This is a genomic window from Erythrobacter sp. GH1-10, assembly GCF_045363165.1.
Lineage (GTDB): Bacteria > Pseudomonadota > Alphaproteobacteria > Sphingomonadales > Sphingomonadaceae > Erythrobacter.
This window is the reverse complement of sequence record NZ_JBJFLP010000001.1, coordinates 2,521,463-2,540,871: the sequence shown is the minus strand read 5'-3', so window position 1 is coordinate 2,540,871 and position 19,409 is coordinate 2,521,463. Positions and strand designations below refer to the sequence as shown.

Annotated in this window: 20 protein-coding genes; 8 read left to right on the top strand and 12 right to left on the bottom strand. The window is 62.0% G+C overall.

Annotated features, from left to right (window positions below):
- The first annotated feature begins 116 nt into the window (after window positions 1-116).
- From ACI5KX_RS12600 to ACI5KX_RS12585, 4 genes are read left to right on the top strand one after another with little or no spacing between them, the layout of a single operon-like run.
- Window positions 117-2,066 carry a TonB-dependent receptor plug domain-containing protein gene (locus ACI5KX_RS12600; RefSeq protein WP_406811008.1) on the top strand — a complete coding sequence of 650 codons (1,950 nt, stop codon included), beginning with the start codon at window positions 117-119 and terminating at the stop codon, window positions 2,064-2,066.
- Between the two features lie 40 nt (window positions 2,067-2,106).
- A complete protein-coding gene (gene obgE / locus ACI5KX_RS12595; RefSeq protein ID WP_406811007.1) occupies window positions 2,107-3,165 on the top strand; it encodes a GTPase ObgE in 1,059 nt (352 codons plus the stop codon).
- Window positions 3,166-3,211: 46 nt separating this feature from the next.
- On the top strand, window positions 3,212-4,345 hold the full coding sequence (gene proB / locus ACI5KX_RS12590) for a glutamate 5-kinase (protein WP_406811006.1): 1,134 nt from the start codon (window positions 3,212-3,214) through the stop codon (window positions 4,343-4,345).
- A 4-nt stretch (window positions 4,346-4,349) separates the two neighbouring features.
- Window positions 4,350-5,264: an NAD-dependent epimerase/dehydratase family protein gene (locus ACI5KX_RS12585; RefSeq protein ID WP_406811005.1), complete on the top strand. Its 915-nt coding sequence runs from the start codon at window positions 4,350-4,352 to the stop codon at window positions 5,262-5,264.
- Here ACI5KX_RS12585 and ACI5KX_RS12580 read toward each other — a convergent pair.
- Complete coding sequence (locus ACI5KX_RS12580; protein WP_406811004.1) at window positions 5,261-5,854, bottom strand: DUF998 domain-containing protein; 594 nt, start codon at window positions 5,852-5,854, stop codon at window positions 5,261-5,263. The two genes, ACI5KX_RS12585 and ACI5KX_RS12580, sit on opposite strands and share 4 nt — an antisense overlap.
- A 186-nt stretch (window positions 5,855-6,040) precedes the next feature.
- Between ACI5KX_RS12580 and ACI5KX_RS12575 the strand changes: the two genes are divergently transcribed.
- Entirely contained in the window at window positions 6,041-6,685 is a 645-nt protein-coding gene (locus ACI5KX_RS12575) for a hypothetical protein (protein WP_406811003.1), read from the top strand.
- Here ACI5KX_RS12575 and ACI5KX_RS12570 read toward each other — a convergent pair.
- The 9 genes from ACI5KX_RS12570 to ACI5KX_RS12530 form a co-directional block, all read right to left on the bottom strand.
- Window positions 6,682-7,440 carry a phosphoadenylyl-sulfate reductase gene (locus tag ACI5KX_RS12570; protein ID WP_406811002.1) on the bottom strand — a complete coding sequence of 253 codons (759 nt, stop codon included), beginning with the start codon at window positions 7,438-7,440 and terminating at the stop codon, window positions 6,682-6,684. The genes ACI5KX_RS12575 and ACI5KX_RS12570 overlap by 4 nt on opposite strands.
- A complete protein-coding gene (locus ACI5KX_RS12565) occupies window positions 7,433-7,888 on the bottom strand; it encodes a DUF934 domain-containing protein (RefSeq protein WP_406811001.1) in 456 nt (151 codons plus the stop codon). The genes ACI5KX_RS12570 and ACI5KX_RS12565 overlap by 8 nt, the downstream gene beginning before the upstream one ends.
- On the bottom strand, window positions 7,881-9,509 hold the full coding sequence (locus tag ACI5KX_RS12560) for a nitrite/sulfite reductase (RefSeq protein ID WP_406811000.1): 1,629 nt from the start codon (window positions 9,507-9,509) through the stop codon (window positions 7,881-7,883). Before ACI5KX_RS12560 ends, ACI5KX_RS12565 begins: the two co-directional genes overlap by 8 nt.
- The gene (locus tag ACI5KX_RS12555; protein ID WP_406810999.1) at window positions 9,509-9,808 is read right to left on the bottom strand and encodes a DUF2849 domain-containing protein; all 300 of its coding nucleotides are present in this window, start codon (window positions 9,806-9,808) and stop codon (window positions 9,509-9,511) included. Before ACI5KX_RS12555 ends, ACI5KX_RS12560 begins: the two co-directional genes overlap by 1 nt.
- Entirely contained in the window at window positions 9,805-10,563 is a 759-nt protein-coding gene (cobA, locus tag ACI5KX_RS12550) for a uroporphyrinogen-III C-methyltransferase (RefSeq protein ID WP_406810998.1), read from the bottom strand. Before cobA ends, ACI5KX_RS12555 begins: the two co-directional genes overlap by 4 nt.
- Before the next feature lie 79 nt (window positions 10,564-10,642).
- Complete coding sequence (locus ACI5KX_RS12545; protein WP_406810997.1) at window positions 10,643-11,770, bottom strand: mechanosensitive ion channel family protein; 1,128 nt, start codon at window positions 11,768-11,770, stop codon at window positions 10,643-10,645.
- Complete coding sequence (gene metC, locus ACI5KX_RS12540) at window positions 11,767-12,981, bottom strand: cystathionine beta-lyase (protein ID WP_406810996.1); 1,215 nt, start codon at window positions 12,979-12,981, stop codon at window positions 11,767-11,769. The genes ACI5KX_RS12545 and metC overlap by 4 nt, the downstream gene beginning before the upstream one ends.
- Window positions 12,978-13,847 carry a sulfurtransferase gene (locus tag ACI5KX_RS12535; protein ID WP_406810995.1) on the bottom strand — a complete coding sequence of 290 codons (870 nt, stop codon included), beginning with the start codon at window positions 13,845-13,847 and terminating at the stop codon, window positions 12,978-12,980. The genes metC and ACI5KX_RS12535 overlap by 4 nt, the downstream gene beginning before the upstream one ends.
- Before the next feature lie 49 nt (window positions 13,848-13,896).
- A complete protein-coding gene (locus ACI5KX_RS12530; RefSeq protein ID WP_406810994.1) occupies window positions 13,897-15,189 on the bottom strand; it encodes a hypothetical protein in 1,293 nt (430 codons plus the stop codon).
- Window positions 15,190-15,382: 193 nt separating this feature from the next.
- Between ACI5KX_RS12530 and queF the strand changes: the two genes are divergently transcribed.
- Complete coding sequence (gene queF, locus ACI5KX_RS12525) at window positions 15,383-15,853, top strand: preQ(1) synthase (RefSeq protein WP_406810993.1); 471 nt, start codon at window positions 15,383-15,385, stop codon at window positions 15,851-15,853.
- Between the two features lie 409 nt (window positions 15,854-16,262).
- Here the strand turns inward: queF and ACI5KX_RS12520 are convergent, their stop codons facing one another.
- Window positions 16,263-16,718 (bottom strand): hypothetical protein, encoded by a 456-nt coding sequence (locus ACI5KX_RS12520; RefSeq protein ID WP_406810992.1) that lies wholly within the window; start codon window positions 16,716-16,718, stop codon window positions 16,263-16,265.
- 107 nt (window positions 16,719-16,825) lie between these two features.
- Between ACI5KX_RS12520 and ACI5KX_RS12515 the strand changes: the two genes are divergently transcribed.
- A complete protein-coding gene (locus ACI5KX_RS12515; RefSeq protein WP_406810991.1) occupies window positions 16,826-17,131 on the top strand; it encodes a hypothetical protein in 306 nt (101 codons plus the stop codon).
- Window positions 17,132-17,296: 165 nt separating this feature from the next.
- On the opposite strand, the gene ACI5KX_RS12510 is transcribed toward ACI5KX_RS12515, so the two are convergent.
- Window positions 17,297-17,659, bottom strand: coding sequence for a hypothetical protein (locus ACI5KX_RS12510; RefSeq protein ID WP_406810990.1), 363 nt, complete (start codon window positions 17,657-17,659; stop codon window positions 17,297-17,299).
- 129 nt (window positions 17,660-17,788) lie between these two features.
- On the opposite strand from ACI5KX_RS12510, the gene ACI5KX_RS12505 reads away from it, so the two are divergent.
- The gene (locus ACI5KX_RS12505) at window positions 17,789-19,318 is read left to right on the top strand and encodes an autotransporter outer membrane beta-barrel domain-containing protein (RefSeq protein WP_406810989.1); all 1,530 of its coding nucleotides are present in this window, start codon (window positions 17,789-17,791) and stop codon (window positions 19,316-19,318) included.
- Window positions 19,319-19,409 lie beyond the last annotated feature (91 nt).

Sequence of the window (19,409 nt, the reverse complement as noted above, 5' to 3'; positions counted from 1 at the left end):
TTGGCCCAGCGCGTAAGACTCCGCGGAGGAGACCTTTCGTTTCGAGCGACGACTGAGATGGCCGTGCGGGCATTGCCTGCGCGGTCGATGATGTTGCTCGATCGGGAGGGATACTGATGAAGAATTACCTGCTGTGCGGGGGCGCAATTTCGGCGCTCGTGCCGTTTGTGCCTGTTTCGGCGCAGGAAAACGACGCTGGCGACGAACGTTCGCAGCCGATCGTGATCGCAGATCTCGTGCGCGAGGATGCGATCCTTGTGAGCGGCGACCGCGAGACCGGCGGCGTCGTCGTGTATGACTACCCCGGCTCGGCGACCATCGTCGAGAAGGACCAGATCGAGCAGCGTCAGGTTCGCGATGTCGCCGAAGTCCTTCGCGATGTTCCGGGCATCGCGGTCGGGGCGGTGCCCGGCCAGACGCAAGTGCGATTGCGCGGCAGCGAGGGCAATCACGTGCTCGTACTGATCGACGGGATCGAGGTGTCCGATCCCTTTGCCGGGGAATTCGATCTCGGGACCTTGCAGGCCGAGATCGGCAGCTATGTCGAGGTGCTGCGCGGCCCGCAGTCGGCCCTTTACGGCTCGGATGCGATCGGTGGCGTGATCGCTTACCAGTCCGGATCTTTCGACGGGCTTTCCGGGCGGATCGAGGGCGGGAGCAATGGCACCGTCAACGGTGCTGTACGAGCGGGCTCGAGCGGCAGTGGCTGGCAAGCTGGGCTTTCGGCAAACGTGGTCAGCACCGATGGCGAGCCCAATGCTCGCGGCGGAGTGCGGGATATCGGGCGCGACAGCTATTCGCTTTCTGGAACCGGCACACTCGACCTGGCGGACAATCTCTCGTTGCGAGCCGTCGGGCGCTATGTCCGGACCGAGGGCGACTTCAACGATCAGGACTTCGACCCAGCCAGCCCGACCTTCGGGTTTGTGATCGACAGCCCCGATACGCGCTATGAGAATGAAGCGATCTACGCCTTGGCGGGTGCCGAGTTGAAGCTGTTCGACGACCAATGGTTGCACGATCTTTCGTTCCAGATCGCTGACATCCGGCGCGACAGCTTCGGGCCGTTTGGGCGAACATTCGGCAATGAAGGCGAGCGGCTCAAGGCATCTTACGTGTCCTCGTTGAAGTTCGAAGGTTCCGGCGCGGAGCATACGATCACGGTTGCTGGCGACTGGGAAGAAGAGCGCTATCGCAACACCGATCCGTTCGGCTTCGCCTTCACCGGAACGCGGACGAACGAAAATGTCGGTTTGGTCGGCGAATACCGGTTCTGGAAGGACGGGTTCACGGTTTCGGCAGCAATCCGTCACGACATCAACGACAATTTCGCCGATACGACCACGTTCAAGGTCGCAGCCGCCGGCAACATTGCTTACCGGACACGGCTGCGCGGCTCGTTCGGGACTGGGATCAAGAACCCGGGCTTCTATGAGTTGTTCGGCTTCGTCGACGGACGCTTTATCGGCAATGCCGACCTGCGTCCGGAGAAGTCGACCGGCTGGGAGATCGGCATCGATCAAGGCATTGCCGGAAACGATATCACGCTTTCGCTCACATATTTCGAAAGCGAGTTGGAAGACGAGATCTTCACCGATTTCCCTCCGCCCGACTTTGTCGCCACCCCGGCCAATCGGGATACGATGAGTACGCGGCGCGGCGTCGAATTCTCGATGAAGGCGCGGCTCGCGGACACGTTGACGTTCGACGCCGCCTACACCTATCTCGATGCCGAGGAAGACGGTGTCACCGAGGTGCGCCGCCCCGAGAATATCGCCAGCGCGGCGCTCAATTGGTCGGCACGAGACGAAAACGCAAGCGCTTCGCTGGTCATCCGTCACAATGGCGAGGCGCAGGATCTCGCCTTCACCGATCCCAGCTTCATTCCGGTGCGCGTGACGCTGGAAGATTACACGCTGGTCAATCTCTATGGCGAACTCGAACTGATCGAAGGGGTCAAACTGTTCGGCCGGGTCGAGAACCTGCTCGACGACCGCTACGAACAGGTGTTCAGCTTCGTCTCTCCCGGCCGGACAGCCATTGCGGGGATTCGCGCCGAGTTCTAATCCACTCGCAATTTCCCGAGGAAGTGCATAGGTGCATCCCATGCACTTCCTCGATCAGGCCAAAATCTATCTCAAATCGGGTGCGGGCGGCCCCGGCGCGGTCTCGTTCCGGCGCGAGAAATATATCGAATATGGCGGTCCGGACGGCGGCAATGGCGGCAAGGGTGGCGATATCATCTTTGAGGCCGTGCCGGGCCTCAACACCCTGATCGACTTTCGCTACGCCCAGCATTTCAAGGCGAAGCGTGGAAATCACGGGCAAGGCAAGGACCGGACGGGCGCCGCTGCGCCCGATCTTGTGATCAAGGTGCCGGTCGGGACGCAGGTCCTTTCCGAGGACAGGGAGGAGGTCCTCGCCGATTTCACCGAGGTGGGGCAACGCGTGACGTTCCTCGAAGGAGGAATGGGCGGGCGTGGCAATGCATCCTACAAGAGCGCGACCAACCGTGCACCCAGGCAGCACCAGCCCGGTGAGCCGGGCGAAGAGATGTGGGTCTGGCTGCGGCTCAAGCTGCTCGCCGATGTCGGCCTCGTCGGCCTGCCGAACGCCGGCAAATCGACCTTCATCAACGCGGTGACGAACGCGCGGGCGAAAGTCGGGCATTACGCCTTCACCACACTCATTCCCAAGCTCGGCGTGGTGCGCCACAAGGGGCGCGAATTCGTGATCGCCGACATTCCGGGCCTGATCGAAGGGGCCGCAGACGGGGCCGGGATCGGCGATCGCTTTCTCGGCCACATTGAGCGCTGCCGGGTGCTGATCCACCTGATCGACATCGCCGGTGACGATCCCGCCGAAGCGATGCGGATCGTCCAGGACGAGCTGGCGGCCTATGGCGCGGGACTCGAGGACAAGCCGCAGCTGATCGCGCTCAACAAGCTCGATCTCGCCGACGAGGAATTGGGCAAGGCCTTCGCCGAAGAACTCATCGCCGGGGGAGCGGATAAGGTTTTCACCGTCTCCGGCGCGACCGGAGAAGGGATCGAGGAACTTATGGACGCCGTGCTGGGTTATCTTCCTGACCGCACGGCGACCGAAACCAACGCCGCCGAGGTCGAAGAGACCGACGAGGGGGACGGCGAGTGGTCACCGATCTGACCAATCACTTTAAAGTGGCACCGAAACGTCTTAGGTGCACTGCAACATGACGATAGAAACCCTTCTCGATTTCCGCGACGTCGACAAATGTCCCCGGCTGGTCATCAAGATCGGATCGGCTCTGCTGATCCATCGCGATGGCGAGCCGCGCTTCGACTGGCTGCGCACCGTGGCGCACGAGGTCGCGGGTGCGCGCGAGCGTGGGCAGGAAGTCATTGTGGTGGCCTCGGGATCGGTCGCGCTCGGCGCGGCGATGCTCGAACTGCCGGGCGGCGGGCGTGAAACGCTTGCGCATGCACAGGCTGCGGCGTCGGTCGGGCAGGTGTTTCTCGCATCGACCTGGGCGCAAATGTTCGCCGAGCACAACCTCAAGGCAGGTCAGGTGCTGCTCACGCTCGACGACCTTGAGAACCGTGGACGCTACCTCAATGCCCGCGAGACCTTGCGCGAATTGCTCAAGCGCGGCGCGGTACCGATCATCAACGAGAATGATACGACCGCGACCCACGAATTGCGCTTCGGCGATAATGACAGGCTCGCCGCGCGTGTCGCGCAGGCGACCGATTCCGATGGTGTGCTGCTGCTCACCGATGTCGACGGACTCTACAACAAGCATCCCGAGGAACCGGGTGCGGAGCTGCTGACCGAAATCCGCGGCGTCACGCCGGAAATCCATGCGATGGCGACCGGCGGATCGGGCTCCGGCATGGGTTCGGGCGGCATGTCGTCCAAGCTGCTGGCAGCCGAAATCGCCGAACGCGCCGGGATTGCGCTCGCGATTATCCGGGGGGTCGAAGATTACCCCATTGGCCGCGCGCTCAGCGCCAATCTGGGCACGGTGTTTCTTCCCAAGCGGGACGACAACGCGTTCAAATCGTGGATCGGCGGAAGAATGCGCTTCAACGGTTCGCTGCGGGTCGATGACGGCGCGGCACGGGCGCTCCAGAATGGCAACAGCCTGCTCGCGGCCGGGGTCGTGGCGGTATTCGGCAAGTTCGAGCGCGGCGACGTCATCGCGGTCGAGGATGCCCAGGGACGCATGATCGCCAAAGGGATGGTCGAGTACGACAAGGCCGAATGCGAGAAGATCATGGGCCTGAGAAGCGAGGAAGTGGCGCATACGCTGGGCCATGTGCCCCGCTCTGCGGTGATCCATCGCGACCAGATGGTCATGCTCTGACGCCATGGTACGGGTCGCGATCACCGGGGCGACAGGCTTTGTCGGCAGCGCGGTGCTCGACACGGCCCGGCAAAAGGGCTTTGACGTCCGCGCGCTCACCCGTCGCAACCAGACCGACGAAAAGCGGCTGACCTGGATGCGCGGCGCGCTCGACGATGCGGTTTCGCTCGGCAAGCTTGTCGAAGGCAGCGACGCGCTGATCCATGTCGCAGGCCTAACCAGCACGCCTAATCCCGAACGCTTCGAGGCCGCCAACGTCACGGGAACGGCCAACGTGATCGCCGCAGCCAAGGCTGCGGGTGTCGACCGTTTCGTGTTCGTCTCTTCACTTTCGGCGCGCGAGCCGGACCTGTCGGCCTATGGCGCGTCCAAGGCGCGGGCCGAGGAACTGGTCGAAGCTTCGGGACTCGACTGGACGATAGTGCGGCCCCCGGCGGTTTATGGGCCGCGGGACACCGACATTTTCGAGCTGTTTCGCGCGGCCAAATTCGGTCTTGTGCCAGTTCCTCCGAGAGGGCGCACATCGATCATCCATGTCGAGGACCTCGCTCGGTTGCTGGTTGCGCTGGCAACGCCCAATCCGGCGACAAGCAGGCAGACCTACGAACCGTGGGACGACAACGCCTTCGGCTATGAGCATTCCGAGCTAGCCAAGATGATCGCGGAAGCGGTTGGCAATCCCAACGCCATTGCCGCGCCGCTCCCGGCCCCGGTCATGCAAATCGGTGCGAAGCTCGATGGCCTGATCCGCGGCGCCAAGGCCAAGCTGACAACCGACCGGGTCGGCTACATGCTGCATCCCGACTGGGTTTGCGACCTGAAGAGGGCGCCGCCGATCTCGGTGTGGCAGGCAGTGTGGGACGGGCAGTCGGGTCTCAAGATGACCGCCGAATGGTACAAGGGGGAGGGCTGGCTCTAAGGCTGACCGAGGCTCTTCCAGACGAAGATGAAGCTGTAGGCGAACATGGCGCGCTGTAGGAGCCCGCGCCATTCGGGCAGCCCGTTCATTGCCAGCGGGATGGCAACGGCGATTACCAAGCCGAGCGCGGCGAGCAAACGCATCCGGTGCGCACCGGGCGCGAAGAGGCTGGCGGCACAGGCAGCGGCAAATGCCGTCCCGACGACCCCCGAGGCAATGGAATGCAGCCAGTCTTCATGCATGTCCGCTGGGAGGCCCGGGACGACCGGAGCGTTGGACCAGATCGCCGTTGCCAGTAATCCGCCGCCGAAGCAGAATAGTGCGCCGTTCACCCAAGGGTTCTCGCGCCAGAGCATTGCCGCCGCGATCACTACGCCGAGACCGTAGGCGACGAAGCCTGCCCGCATAATCCATGCGCCGTCCATGTGCTGACCGGCCTGTTCTGAAGTGCTGTGTGCCTGCCAGTTGAACTCCGGAGGCGACAGCATCGGCCCGAACAGCATGGCGCAGACGATGATTGCGATCCCCGCCAGCAAGGCCAGCCGAGCTTTCGAATTGGGAACGACAGGGTGGGAGGAGGCGTAGCGCATCCGCGGAGGCTGCAGCGCACGAGCGAGTCCTGGCAAGCGGATATTTCTGAACCGAGATATCGCGTGAACGTCGAGCGTCGAGGCAATTGATCGAATGCCTGTCCTTCGAGGATCATCCGAACAAAGGACTCGGGCGTGCAATAATGTGCTGCTATGCTGCTCAATGCATTGGGGAAAGGGAGCGGTATGCGCGCGATCAATCAGGAATATTTCGACCGTCCAGAAACCTTGCAGATGGCGCGAGGCAAGCAACTTGGCAGGCTGACGCATTTCCCCGATGGTGATCGCTACTCGAATAATGGCGGTCGGAACGGCGGCATGCGCGCGCCCAAGCCGCGCCTTATTGCCCCGTCAACGCTTCTCGTGCGCTTCGGTGGCTCGCCGTATCGTGACGCGCGCCCGTTCGCGGCCAAGGTCGCATCGGGTGAGTGGTGGCTAGACGATTTCCGGTTCAAGGTGCTCGAGGCCTGGGCCAATGCCAGAGGTGAATCGATCACGTACGCCGTGCGCCAGCTTTGCGCAGTGCCCGACGAATGGAGCGACATGAGCTATGTCGTCAAGGCGCGGACGCGGTCGCCGTTGATGGCCTACACCGGCTATGGTCGCCCTGCGACGGCTGGCAAGACCCGGATCGATCCGCGTCACGACCACAGAGTGGATATCGAACAACTGTTCATCCCCGGCCTCGCTTCGCCGGACCTGCGCAAGGCGGCAATTATCGTTTACGAGGATAGGTTTATCGATCCCGGTATGTCAGGGAAAGGCGCGCGCCGCGAAGCGGAGACGGAAGCAGCAATGAGAGCAAGGCTGAAAGCAGCCGCCAACCGTTAAAGGAACGGTTCTTCGCCGGGCTTGTGGATGCCGCATTCGGTCTTGTCCCAGCCTTTCCACCGGCCCGAGCGCGGGTCCTCCCCGTCGACGACCTTGTGCGTGCATGGCTCGCACCCGATCGAAGGGAATCCCTCAGCCACCAAGGGGTGTCGCGGGAGATCGTGCCGCTCGAAATGATCGGCAATGCCCTGCGCCGACCAGTCGATCAGCGGGTTGATCTTCAAACGACCGTGCTCGTCCGAGGTGTCGACCTCGAACCGCGGCAGATTCGCGCGCGACTGCGACTGGAACGCCTTGCGACCGGTGAAGCTGGCATCGAAACCGGCAAGCGCCTTTGCGAGCGGCTTGACCTTGCGGATTTCGCAGCACCCGTCCGGATCGTAGGACCAACGGAAGCCGGTTTCGTCTTTGGTCGCGAGTTCGGTTTCGTCCGGAGTAAGGACGCGCAGGTTCGTGAGGCCGAGGCGCGCGACCACTTCGTCGCGGTATTTGAGCGTCTCTGCGAAATGCTTGCCGGTATCGAGAAACAGCACCGGCACATTCGGGTCGACCTCGGCGATGAGGTGCAGCAGCACAACACTCTCGGCGCCGAAGCTGGACACGACTGCAACATCGCCCGCGAGGCTGTCCTTGATCACGGCTTCGAGCATTTCCTGAGTCGAGGAGCCACGGAACATGCGGTTGAGGCGCACCGCGTCGTGATCGGAAAACCGCGGCGATGCGTCGATCCGGTCGATCTTGCGGACTTCATTCATGGCGCAGCTCCGCGATGGTTTTGCGAGCGTCCGCGGCGCTCTGGTATACGTCTTCCCATGTCGCGAAGGCGCGCCTGGCGTCTTCTTCGTCGAGCGGCTTGTCGGGCGCGAAGGCATCGAAGCCGCAGCGGCGCATGTGGCTGAGCTGGTCGACCAACACATCGCCGACCGCGCGCAATTCGCCCTCGTATCCGGCCTCGCGCAGGATCCGGGCGGCGGAATAGCCGCGCCCGTCGGCGAAGGTGGGAAAGTTAACTTCGACGAGTGCAAGGCGATCGAGGGAAGGCAATAGCAGCCGCGCATCGTCGCCCGGTTCGATCCGCACTGCCGTCGCGTTGGTCTGCTCGAGCGCGGAATCGACCGTCACGGTGCCATGGTCGACCGTCTCGTCGTCGCGGAAGCGGAATTGGACTTCATCGGGCGAGGTGCCGAGATCGGAATCAGCCATAGAGCGCCTCCTTGAACGGCTCCATGCCGATGCGGCGATAGGTGTCTAGAAACCGCTCTTCTCCTTCGCGCCGAGCAAGGTAGACATCGGTGACGGTCTCGACCGCGTCGATCACGCCGTCTTCGGTGAAGCCGGGGCCGGTAATCTTGGCGAGGCTCACGTCCTCCGCCTCCGAACCGCCAAGCGATAGCTGGTAGTTTTCGGTGCCCTTCTTGTCGACGCCAAGGATACCGATATGGCCCGCATGGTGGTGGCCGCAGGCGTTGATGCAGCCTGAAATCTTGAGCTTCAGTTCGCCCAGCTTCCCGGTCTTGCCGGAGGCATCGAAACGTTCGGATATGCGCTGTGCGAGCGGGATCGAGCGGGCATTGGCGAGGCTGCAATAATCGAGCCCCGGACAGGCGATCATGTCCTCGACCGTGTCCATGTTGGGCGAGCCGAGACCGGCGGCTTCGAGCTCGGTCCACAGGGCGTGGAGGTCGGCGATCTTTACATGCGGCAGGACGATGTTCTGGGTGTGCATCACGCGCAGTTCGTCGAGGCTGTATTGCTTGGCGAGCCGCGCCATCAGCCGCATCTGCTCGCCGGTCGCGTCGCCGGGAATGCCCCCGACGGGCTTCAGCGAAATCACGGCGCTGACATAGCTGTCGTGCTTGTGGCGATGCGTGTTGCGATCGACCCACAGCGCGAAATCGGGATCGGAACGGTCGAGCGACTTGGGACCGTCTTCGAACGCGGGATCGGCGAAGAAGGGTCTGATACGTTCGAGCTCTTCACGCGGCGGCTCGACGCCCTGTTCGAGCAGATGCGCGAATTCTTCTTCGACCTGGCGGGTGTATTCCCCCGCGCCAAGCTCGTGGACGAGGATCTTGATCCGTGCCTTGTACTTGTTGTCGCGCCGACCGTAGCGATTGTAGACCCGCAGACACGCCTCGGCATAAGTGACCAACTGGTCCAGTGGGACGAACTCGCGGATCATCGGTGCAATCATCGGCGTGCGGCCCATGCCGCCGCCGACAAAAAAGCGCGCGCCGATCTCGCCGTCCTGCTCGACGATCTGGATGCCGATATCGTGCAGCCGCATCGCCGCGCGGTCTTTTTCGGACGCGATCACGCAGATCTTGAACTTGCGCGGCAGGTAGGTGAACTCGGGGTGGAAGCTCGACCATTGGCGCAGCAACTCCGCATAAGGCCGCGGGTCGACAAGCTCGTCATGCGTCGCGCCGGCGAAATGATCGGAAGAGATGTTGCGGATGCAATTCCCGCTGGTCTGGATCGCATGCATCTCGACCTTGGCGAGGTCGGCGAGGATATCTGCGGCGTCCTCCAGCTTGATCCAGTTGTATTGCAGGTTCTGGCGCGTGGTGAAGTGGCCGTAGCCGCGGTCGTACTTGTCGGCGATATCGCCGAGCGCGATCATCTGCTCGCTGTTCAGCGTGCCATAGGGAATGGCAACGCGCAGCATGTAGGCGTGGAGCTGCAGGTAAAGCCCGTTCATCAGCCGCAGCGGCTTGAACTGGTCTTCGGTCAGCTTGCCTTCGAGCCGCCGACGCGCCTGATCGCGGAATTCCTCCACGCGCGCCTCGACCATGGCCTGGTCGTAAGTGTCGTATTTGTACATCAGATCACCCAGTCGATCGCTTCGGGGCTTTGGGGCTTGAGCGTCAGGTCGGGGCGCACGGTCGGACCCAAAGCCCGCACGCGGTCCTTGATATGGGCCGGACGAACTTTTCCGTCGTCTTCAAGCGACGCTTCGAGCGCATAAGGAACGTTGACCCGGCGTGCGGCTTCCTCGCGAGCCATGATTTCCTCGGCCTGTTCGCCGACATCGACCGCATCGTCGACATAGAGCGACCATTCGGTGCCGTCCCACCACACGACTGCGCCCGATTTGAGGTCGTTTCCGGTCAGGATTTTCATGGCCGGGCCTCCATCGCGAGCTGCGCGACGTGAGCGTCTTCGCGATTGGTCACGTCACCGATAACGATGAGAGCGGGGCTCCTGATGGCGTGATCCTCGACGAGGTCGGGCAGCCCTGCCAGCAATCCGCGCACCACGCGCATCTCCGGTCGCGCCGCGTTCTCGATCACCGCGAGCGGCATTTCGGGAGCGAGGCCATCGGCCATAAGCTTCTCGGCGATTTGCGGTGCGGTCTTCACGCCCATGTAGATCACGAGCGTGCGGCCCTTGCCGGCGAGGCCCGACCAATCCTGGTCGGAGAGCCCCTTGCACTGGCCGGCGACGAAGCTGACGATGCTCGCCGCGTCGCGGTGGGTGAGCGCGATCTGCGCTGCCGCCGCCGCGCCGTTCGCAGCCGAAATGCCGGGTACGATCTCTACGGGCACGCCATGAGCGCGCGCCAGCTCGGCTTCCTCGCCGCCGCGTCCGAAAATCAGCGGATCGCCGCCTTTCAGACGAATGACATCACGGCCCTTCCGTGCTTCGCTGACAAGCAGGAGATTGATCTCTTCCTGCGGCAGCGTGTGTTTCGATCGCTGCTTCGCCACCGAAATGAATGTGCAGCTGGCGGGAGCAAGCGCGAGGATTTCGCGGCTCACAAGGCCATCATGGACGACGATCTCGGCCGATTGCAGAAGCCGCGCCGCGCGCAGCGTCAGCAGGTCCGGATCGCCCGGACCCGCGCCGACAAGAAAGATTGTTCCGGTATTTCGCATGCAGCCGAAATGATCGACCCGCAGAACAATCGCCAGCGAGAATGGGTTTGCACCCGGTTAGGAAAGCTTTCGCCGCCGACTAGCTCTGCTTCGTCGCGTTGGCGGACAGCGCTTCGATCAGGCGATCCATCTGCTCGTTTGCGCGCAAATTGAGGTCGCGCTGCGGGAACGGGATCTCGATGTCGTTTTCTTTGAACAGCTGCCACATGCGCATGTAAACGTCCGAACGGATGTTTGCGATCCCCTCCTCGGGGTCCTGGATCCAGAATCGCACATCGAAATCGACGGAGCTGTCGCCGAAGCCCATCAGGTTCACCCGCGGCTTGGGCCTCTTCTGGATACGCGGGGTGTCGTCCACCGCCTTGTAAAGCAGCTCGGTCACCAGTTCGAGATCGCTGCCGTAGGAAACGCCCACCGGTGCCTTCACGCGGACATCGCGAGAGCTGTAGGACCAGTTGACCACCTGGTTGATCATCAGGTTTTCGTTCGGGATCAGGTGCTCGGTCTGGTCGCGGGTGATAACCGAAATCGCGCGGATGCCGATCTTGCGGATCTGCCCGATCGCTTCGTTGCCTGCCTGATCGGTGACCGAAATCACGTCGCCCGGCTTGATCGACTTGTCGAGCAGCAGCAGGATTCCCGAAATGAGGTTACCGAAGGTCTTCTGGAGACCGAAACCGATCGCGAGGCCAAAAGCACCGCCGAAGAAAGCAAGCGCGGTGAGGTCGATGCCGAGCAGATCTATCCCGATGAGGAAGGCCAGCGCCCAGATCACAATGGTGCTGAGCTTCTCGGCAAGCAGTTTCTGGGTGCTGTCGAACTTGGTGATGCGCTTGATCAGGCTGCGGCTGACGCGGGTGAGCGTCCATGCGACCGTGATGACAAGGGTGATAACGGCAATTACGAGGAATACGTCGAGCAGCGTGATCTTGAGATTGCCGACTTCGACATAGATGTCGCGCATCCATGCGAGGAACGCACCCGCGGTCTCATTTTGGGCACCAACGCCTTCGACGAGGTTTTCGGACGCTTCGATCGCCTCCACCGGCTCTGTCGGGGTGGGTGTCGGTTCCGGTGTTGGCACCGCATCGAGACCCGCTCCACCGTCCGCAGAAGTGGCAGCCCCTTCTGCTCCGGCCTGTGTCGCTGCTTCGGCGTCCTCCTGCAACGCTTCCATGGCTGGCGTAGAAACGGCGGCAATTCTCATTCTGGGTCCATCATCTTTAGAGCGCTTGCGAGGTCTTCGATAAGGTCGTCGGTGTCTTCCAGACCGATCGATAGTCGAATGGCCGGCCTTGCGCCAGAGCCGCCCTCGGGCAAGGTAGGGGAAGACATCACCGTGCGATGCTGATGCGGCACGATCGGCAGGGCGAGACTTTCATAGCCGCCCCAGCTGTAGCCGATGCCGAACAGGTCAAGCGCTTCGGCGACACGTCCGCTTGCATCGGGATCGTCGTTGTCGAGCATGAAGCTGAACAGGCCGCAGCCTCCGGTGAAATCTCGCTTCCACAGCGCATGTCCGGGATCGGAAGGCAGAAGCGGGCACATGACCTGCGCCACCTGTGGTTGTTTGCCGAGCCATGCGGCGATGCGCGCGGCGCTTGCGGTCGACTTCTCAAGCCTTAGCCCCATCGTCCTCAGGCCACGCGCGGCAAGCGCGGCGTCGTCGGGCGAGACGACCTGGCCGAGTGCCTGTGCGGTCCGGCGCAGCGCGCGGTACCAGCGTTCGCCTGCGCTCGACGATCCCATCATCAGGTCCGAATGGCCGCCGACATGTTTGGAAAGGCTCATAACCGAGATGTCGCAGCCATGGTCGAGGGCGGCAAAGCCGAGCGGACTCGCCCAGGTGTTGTCGATCATGGTGACGGCGCCGTGTTCACGCGCGATCCCGGCAAGCGCGGGCACGTCGCACACTTCCATCGTGAGGCTGCCCGGATTTTCGAGCCAGACCGCGCGGACCTTTTCTTCGAACAGCGCACGATAGGCGTCGATGTCGAGCGGGTCGAAGAATGTCGTTTCCACACCCAGCCGCTTGAGCAGTCCGGTCGCCATGCTCCGCGAGGGATCGTAGGCGTTGTCCGCCATCAGCAGTCGGTCCCCAGGACGGAGCACCGCAAGCATGGATCCTGCGATCGCGGCAACGCCGCTGGGATAAAGCATGGTGCCATGCGCGCCCGGTTCGATCTGGGTCAGCGCTTCGGCGAGCGACCACTGCGTCGGGGCGCCGCGCCGCCCGTAGAAAAACCCGCCGTCGGCATTGTCCTTGCCAGCGGCCTTGCGATCCGCCTCGGTTGCATAGAGGTGCGTGGACGCCCGCCAGACGGGCGGGTTGACCACCGGCCCCGTCCATTCCTTGCGCCGGCCACCAAGAGCGAGGCGGGTGGCGGGACGGAGATCTTTCGGGTCCTTGCCGCTCATGCTGTTGCTGGCTCCTCGGGCCCCTGCGCCTTGGGTGTATCGGGATCGGCTGCCCATTCGCTCCAGCTGCCGTCGTAAAGCGCGGTGTCGTGCTTGCCGATCAGGTGCAGCGCGAACAGGAGCACACTGGCAGTCACCCCGCTGCCACAGGTGGTCACGACCGGGCGGTCGAGGTCGATCCCCGCCGCCACAACGACATCGCGCAACTCGGCAGGAGATTTGTATGTGCCATCCGCGTCGAAGACCTCGCCGAACGGCAGGTTTAGCGAACCCGGTATTCGGCCGTTCTCGCCGCCGTGAACCGGATCGATCCCGGCACCATAGACACGGTCTGCCCCGCGTGCATCGAGCACCTGTTCAGTGCAGCTTTCGAGATTGACAAGCATGTCGGATTTGAACCTGACATTCCTGCATTCCGACAGGGTAGCCGCTGCTGTCGAAGCGAACTCCTGCATACCGCTTTCCATGGGGCGATCCTCCGCCCGCCATTTGCCGAGGCCGCCGTCGAGGATCGCTACGTTGCGGATGCCTTGTGCGGTCAACATGAACCACGCCCGTGCCGACGTTTTCACCGCGCTGTCGTCGTAGATAACGATATCATCGGCGACGCCCACTCCGAGGCCTGCGAGGCGTTCGGCAAGCTGTGCTGCATTCGGCAATGCAGCAGGAACCGGCGAGGAGGCGTCGGTCAGGCTTGCCAAATCCAGGAAGCGGGCGCCGGGAATATGCGCCCCCTCGTATTCGGCGCGCGGATCGCGTTTCGCGGCAGGAAGGTGGTGCGAGGCGTCGAGCACCACGAGCCGGGGCTCGCCAAGGTGCGCAGCAAGCCATTCGGTCGACACAAGGCTCGGAAAACTTTCACTCATGGTCGCAGCGGTAGCGCGGCCTATCGCCTGCGCCAAGTCTGCGCCGCGATCAGGCTGATTGCCGCACAGGGGCTTCCTTGATCTCCTGTGCGCGCAATCCGACGATGCCGCCCGGCGCCGTGTCGAGCGCAATCGGGTGCAGTCGCGAGGCGCTCGCCGCGCTTGGCGCACCGATCACATAGCGATAGGTCTTCGATGGCCGGCCAGCGGCCTCGATCCGGATTTCGAGCAGCGGAATGAACACCGGGGTCGCACCCTGACGCATCGGGTTCACCTCGCGCAGCGGCAATTGCAGCGTGCCCGAAAGGCTGCGACTCTGATGCGGCCCGATCCTTTCCACCAGCTCGAGCGGCTCGTCGCCGCCCATGGGTGCCTTGGCTGCCGCGCCGCGGGCGCAGACGAGGCGGGCGCTGATCGCCAGGTCACGCAGCGCCTGATCCGAGCGATTGGCAATGCTGAGCCGGTAATCGATGGAGAACATCATCAGGCTGCGCGCCGCGCCCGCCACATCGAGCTGGATTGCAACGGTAACTGGCGATGGCGATGCTACGCCGCTGCTGTGCCCCTGGGCCGAGGCGGGAGCGACCTTCGGCTTGGCGTTGCCTTTCGGCGGGTTCGTCAGGGCGGATTCATGAGGTTCGGGCATGGAGCTTCGGACTCCCGCCGCAAGCGTCGGAGCGGCCATTGTCTTGGGAGCCGCAATCGGGGTCTTTCGCCTTCTCCAGATCAACCATCCTGCCAGGCAAGCGAGGAAAATGAGAACGAGGCCGAGCACCGCCTGGAAGCGCACGTCGGCGAGATCGAACATGCTATCCGAACCGGACATAACATCCAGATTTCCGGTGTTCGCAGGTCGTTCTTCCTCGCTTTCTACGCCTGTCGCCCGATCGGTCGAATACCAGCCTTCATCCGAAAATCCCGGTGCGGGCGCATCGTTGGCCTCTTCGGCAACTGCGCTTTCTCCTTCGGAGCCGTCTTCTTGTGTCTGAGGCGGTGTCCGTCCGGCAATCGGCGCGGTATCCGAGCCGGTGGGCCGATCGGGGCGCGCGGAATCGCTGCGGTTCGGCGAAGCTGCAGGAGACGTCTCGCTGAGCGTCGGCTCGGGGGCAATCGAGGCGCTGGGTGACGGGGCGGGAGAAACCGAAGGCGAGGGCGCAGGCGTGGGTTCGCGGATCGTGCGCGGCCCGATCACCACGCCTTCGCGAATGTCGACCGGGCCCTGCGGCGCAGAGGAGGGCGTCGGCGTGGGTTCGGGCAGGGTGAAACTGCCCGGAGGCGATTGTGATGCAGCAGGGGCGGCGAGGAAAGATGCCAGCGTCAGGCTCGCGGGGATTGCAAGCACGGCTGCTCGCCGCGCCGGGCTGGCGGAATTGGGTGGTGAAGATTTGTGCGCGCGCATCATGCGGGTCTGGGGCGTTAACCGGCTAAACGATCTGGCGGCCTTCGGGGATGGCCATCCCACCGACATAGATATCGCTGCGCGCGCGTCTAGGTCCCCGCTTGCGCCCGGGCCACTTTCGCGGCAACAGCGCGGCATGGAAAGCACACCCGAAAACGAACTCGATCCCGCCTTTCTCGGGAAAAACAGCCCGCTTCCGGCCTCGCCGGAAGAAGCGCAGCTCGATTATGTTCCGAACCCGCGCAAGGGCGCGCTGTATCTCGTGCGGTTCGTCTCGCCCGAGTTCACGTCGCTTTGCCCGGTGACCGGCCAGCCCGATTTCGCGCATATCGTGATCGATTACGCACCGGCAGATACGATCGTGGAATCGAAGAGCCTCAAACTGTTTCTTGGCAGTTTCCGCAATCACAACGGGTTTCACGAGGATGTGACAGTCGGGATCGGTCAACGGCTGGCCGAGGAAATGCAGCCGCGCTGGCTCCGGATCGGAGGATATTGGTATCCGCGCGGGGGCATTCCCATCGACGTCTTCTGGCAAACGGGTGAACCGCCGCAGGGCCTTTGGCTGCCGGATCAGGGCGTGCAATCCTATCGCGGGCGCGGATAGTCCGTTTGGGCTTTCACCTCACCGATTTATCAGCGGAATTTCACGGAAAATCCGATAAATTCTTGAGAGTCTTTCGATTGACTGCCATCTACTTATGCCCATTCGGCTAAGAGGCGCAGCACAGTTCATGCCTAAGGCCCTTCGATCCATGATCGAATTCCCTGATTAAGGACCCCTTAGTTGACAGTTCCTACATTGTCAGAACCGCTCGATTGATGGCGCATCCGCGCTCGCTCTGACCATCGGCCTTGCCGCACCGGCAGTCGCGCAATCCGCCACCTCACCTTTGGCAGTGCCGTTGGAACCGACCCGACTTCTCAATATCGAACGGTGCGTTGAAACCGCGCCCGATTTGATCGTCTACGAACTAGGCACGGATTCCGACCGAGCAGGCAAAGATCCGATAACATCAGGTGCCGTGAAAGACCCCACAGAAATTCGCATCGAAGACGGTACCAACATGGCGGGGTCGACCGGTTTTGGGCCCGGTGTTTCGGTAATCGGCAGAACCAATACGATCGTAAAAAAACAGCGGATCGATTGTAGGTGGTAACAACCCGGCGCTGATGCTGGACGATGCTGGGTCGTCAACAACGATGGCTGGATCAGCTCCGATTTCGTCGAGGGAGTCCCGACGAATGATGGCTTGACGACTCATAGTATCGAAACGATACTTGGTCTCTTTCCGACTGCGCCCATTAGCAGCTCGAACACTGTTAATATTGCGAATTCCGGTTCTATCCAGAACAGCACCGGCGAGGTCGTGCGGGTCTTTAGTTGCGGGGCGACGATCGTCAACGAGGTCCCGGAACAGAATTTTTGCGACAGCGGTTGACGCCGACGTTTTCGATACTTTTTCCGACACGAATTAGGCTAACGACAGTCTGGTTCTGAGCGTTGAGAATAGCAGGGGTCGTCGATTCCGGTAGGCTTGCGAAGATCCTCAAATACGGGAACATTACAGCAATTTGAGTGGTATCCATCGCCGTTAAGTCAGGCGCTGCTTCAACCGTCATCAACAACGGCTTGATCGGATGCCGTCGGAATATTCGGTCGAGTGGGAACGAAAGTAACATTACTTTAATCAACACCGCGAACGGTTCGGCCATCGTCGAAGGCTTTGGTCCGGGTGTCGCCTTCGGGGCCAATCGTGTGCTCGATAATGCAGGCCTGATCCAGACCAATGCCGATAACGCATCGGGTGTCCGAGTCTGCACGAATGCCATCATCGACAATAGCGGTACGGTTCAATCGGCTGGAAAAGGTCATTCGGCGTGATCGGAACTAGTGATCTGATACTAAGCGAGGTTGGTTTGATCTGAGCTGACGCCACAAATTCGGTCCGGCCGAACGGCCCTTTCGAATTCACGAACGATGCTGCGGGCAAGATTTCGTCCGGCGTCGACCACCTTATTGCCTTTATCGGAAATGGTTTAACCCTCTTCAATTTCGGCACAGTCGAATCCGAAACTGACAGCGCGGTTTCGTTGATGCGGCGACGACCGGCATCGCCATCATGATCCAAAGGTCGATTACGGGGGATTTCGCCACGATCTGCACGGGTAACGGTATCCGTTTGATCAAATGTGGCACGATCCCGTCAGCAACAATTTTGCGATCGCGAGAGCCGATGGCTTCGAACTGACCAACCAGGGCGACTTTACCTCCTCGGGACGTGAAGTCCTCGCGAGGGGAGATGCGATTATCAATAACAGCGGAATCATAGTTTCTTCGAATAACCTCGCACCGTCGCGTGGTGATACTTTCATCCTCAACCATGCAGCGGGCGGTTTGATCAATGGCCAAGTCGCAGTTGGAAGAAATTTCGCCACTGCTTGGTAGTAGTATTGCAATTTCCGCTCGTTCTTGGGGCTTTAAGGCGATGCATTCGTAGGTGATTGTGTAGATGCATTACAGCATTGGAGCTGCGCCAGCGTGACTGGTGACATTAATTTCTTTGCAGGCGACGACACTTTCGTGCTCGAAGGCAGCATGTCCTCGATCAACGGTATTGTGGCCGGCCAGGCCGGCAACGATACCGCGATACTCGGCGGCATCCTCGATGCGGACAACCTCGTGCTGTTCGAAACCAATACGCTCGGCACGCTGTTCGACCTGCAGGTCTCCGGGGCGCGCTCGCTCACTGGCACGACCATCTTCGATGGCAACGTGACCTTCGGCCTCGGCGTCGATACGCTTGCGGTTGATGGCGATGTGACCTTCGAAAGCGGATCGGTCATCACGGTATTGACGCCGCTTGATGAGGCGCTGCTTGGCCAGACGGTCGCAGTCGTGACCGAAACCGGAACCTTCACCGACAACGGGGCGACCATCAACATGGTCGACGACGACCTACTGATCGATTACACACCGATCGTCGGTTCGCTCTCGGTGCTCATAGGCTTGGTCGATCCGCTCACCACTTCGGGCGATCCCAACGTCGTGGCGATCAGCAACGCCGTCCAGAACGGGATTGTTGCTGGCAGCCTGAGCGCGGGCAACTTTGCCGCGCTCAATGCTCTCGACCAGGCAGGCTACCAGACCGCCCTGCTCGATGCCCTGCCTTCGCTCAGCGAAGGTCCGGGCCGCGAGATCTTCGAAACCTCGAGCGCGTCGAGCCAGGCGCTCGATAGCCACCTCGCTGGCGAGGGCTCGTCGGTATGGGGGCAGTTCATCATTCGCGGTGCCGAGCAGGATGCGCTCTCGCTTTCCGCCTCGGGCTATGAAGCCGATGAGCTGATCTTCACTATCGGTGGCGATTTTGCTGTCACCGAGGGCGCTAAGGTCGGCGTGTTGGCCAGCTATTCCGATATCGACATCGATGACGGTGCGGCCAATTCCACGAGCGAGAACTTGCAGGTCGAGAGCATCAAGCTCGGACTGTACACCGCAGTCGACCTGTTCGACCGTGGCTTCTTCAACGCCGAAGTCGCCTATCTGACCGGCGATGTCGAAACCGCACGCAGCGGCTTGCTCGGGCCAATCACTTCGGGCTTCGATTTCGACGGCATCTTCGCCCGCGCGACGCTCGGCTACGACTTGCTGCCCGACGAAAACGTGTGGCTGACGCCGAGCATCGGAGTGAACGCGGCGAACATCAAGTTCGACGACACCACCGAGGCCGGCGGGTTCGGCTTCACCGTCGAGCGCGGCGATGCCGAGTTCATCGAGCTGCGCGGCGGCATCGAACTCGGTGCACAGATGTCCGAAGGCGTGGACGCCTTCGTCAAGGGCACTGTGATCCATGACACCGTCGATACCGTCCGCAGCTTCCGCCTGAGCTCGACCCAGCTTTCGACCTTCTTCGTCGATCTCCCGCTGCGCGAGCAGGATCGCTTCGAGCTCGCCGCCGGAGCGAATATCGATGTGTCGGAGAACTTCTCGATCGAGATCGGCTATCAGGGCGACTTCAACGAAGGCTACAGCGGCCACTCGGGCCGTGCGACTCTGCGTATCGGCTTCTGATCGCTACACACACTGCAAATCAGCGGAAGGGCCGGTGGCGCAAGCTGCCGGCCCTTTCTCATTGTCGGCCGGCTTCCTACCTAGGTAGTCG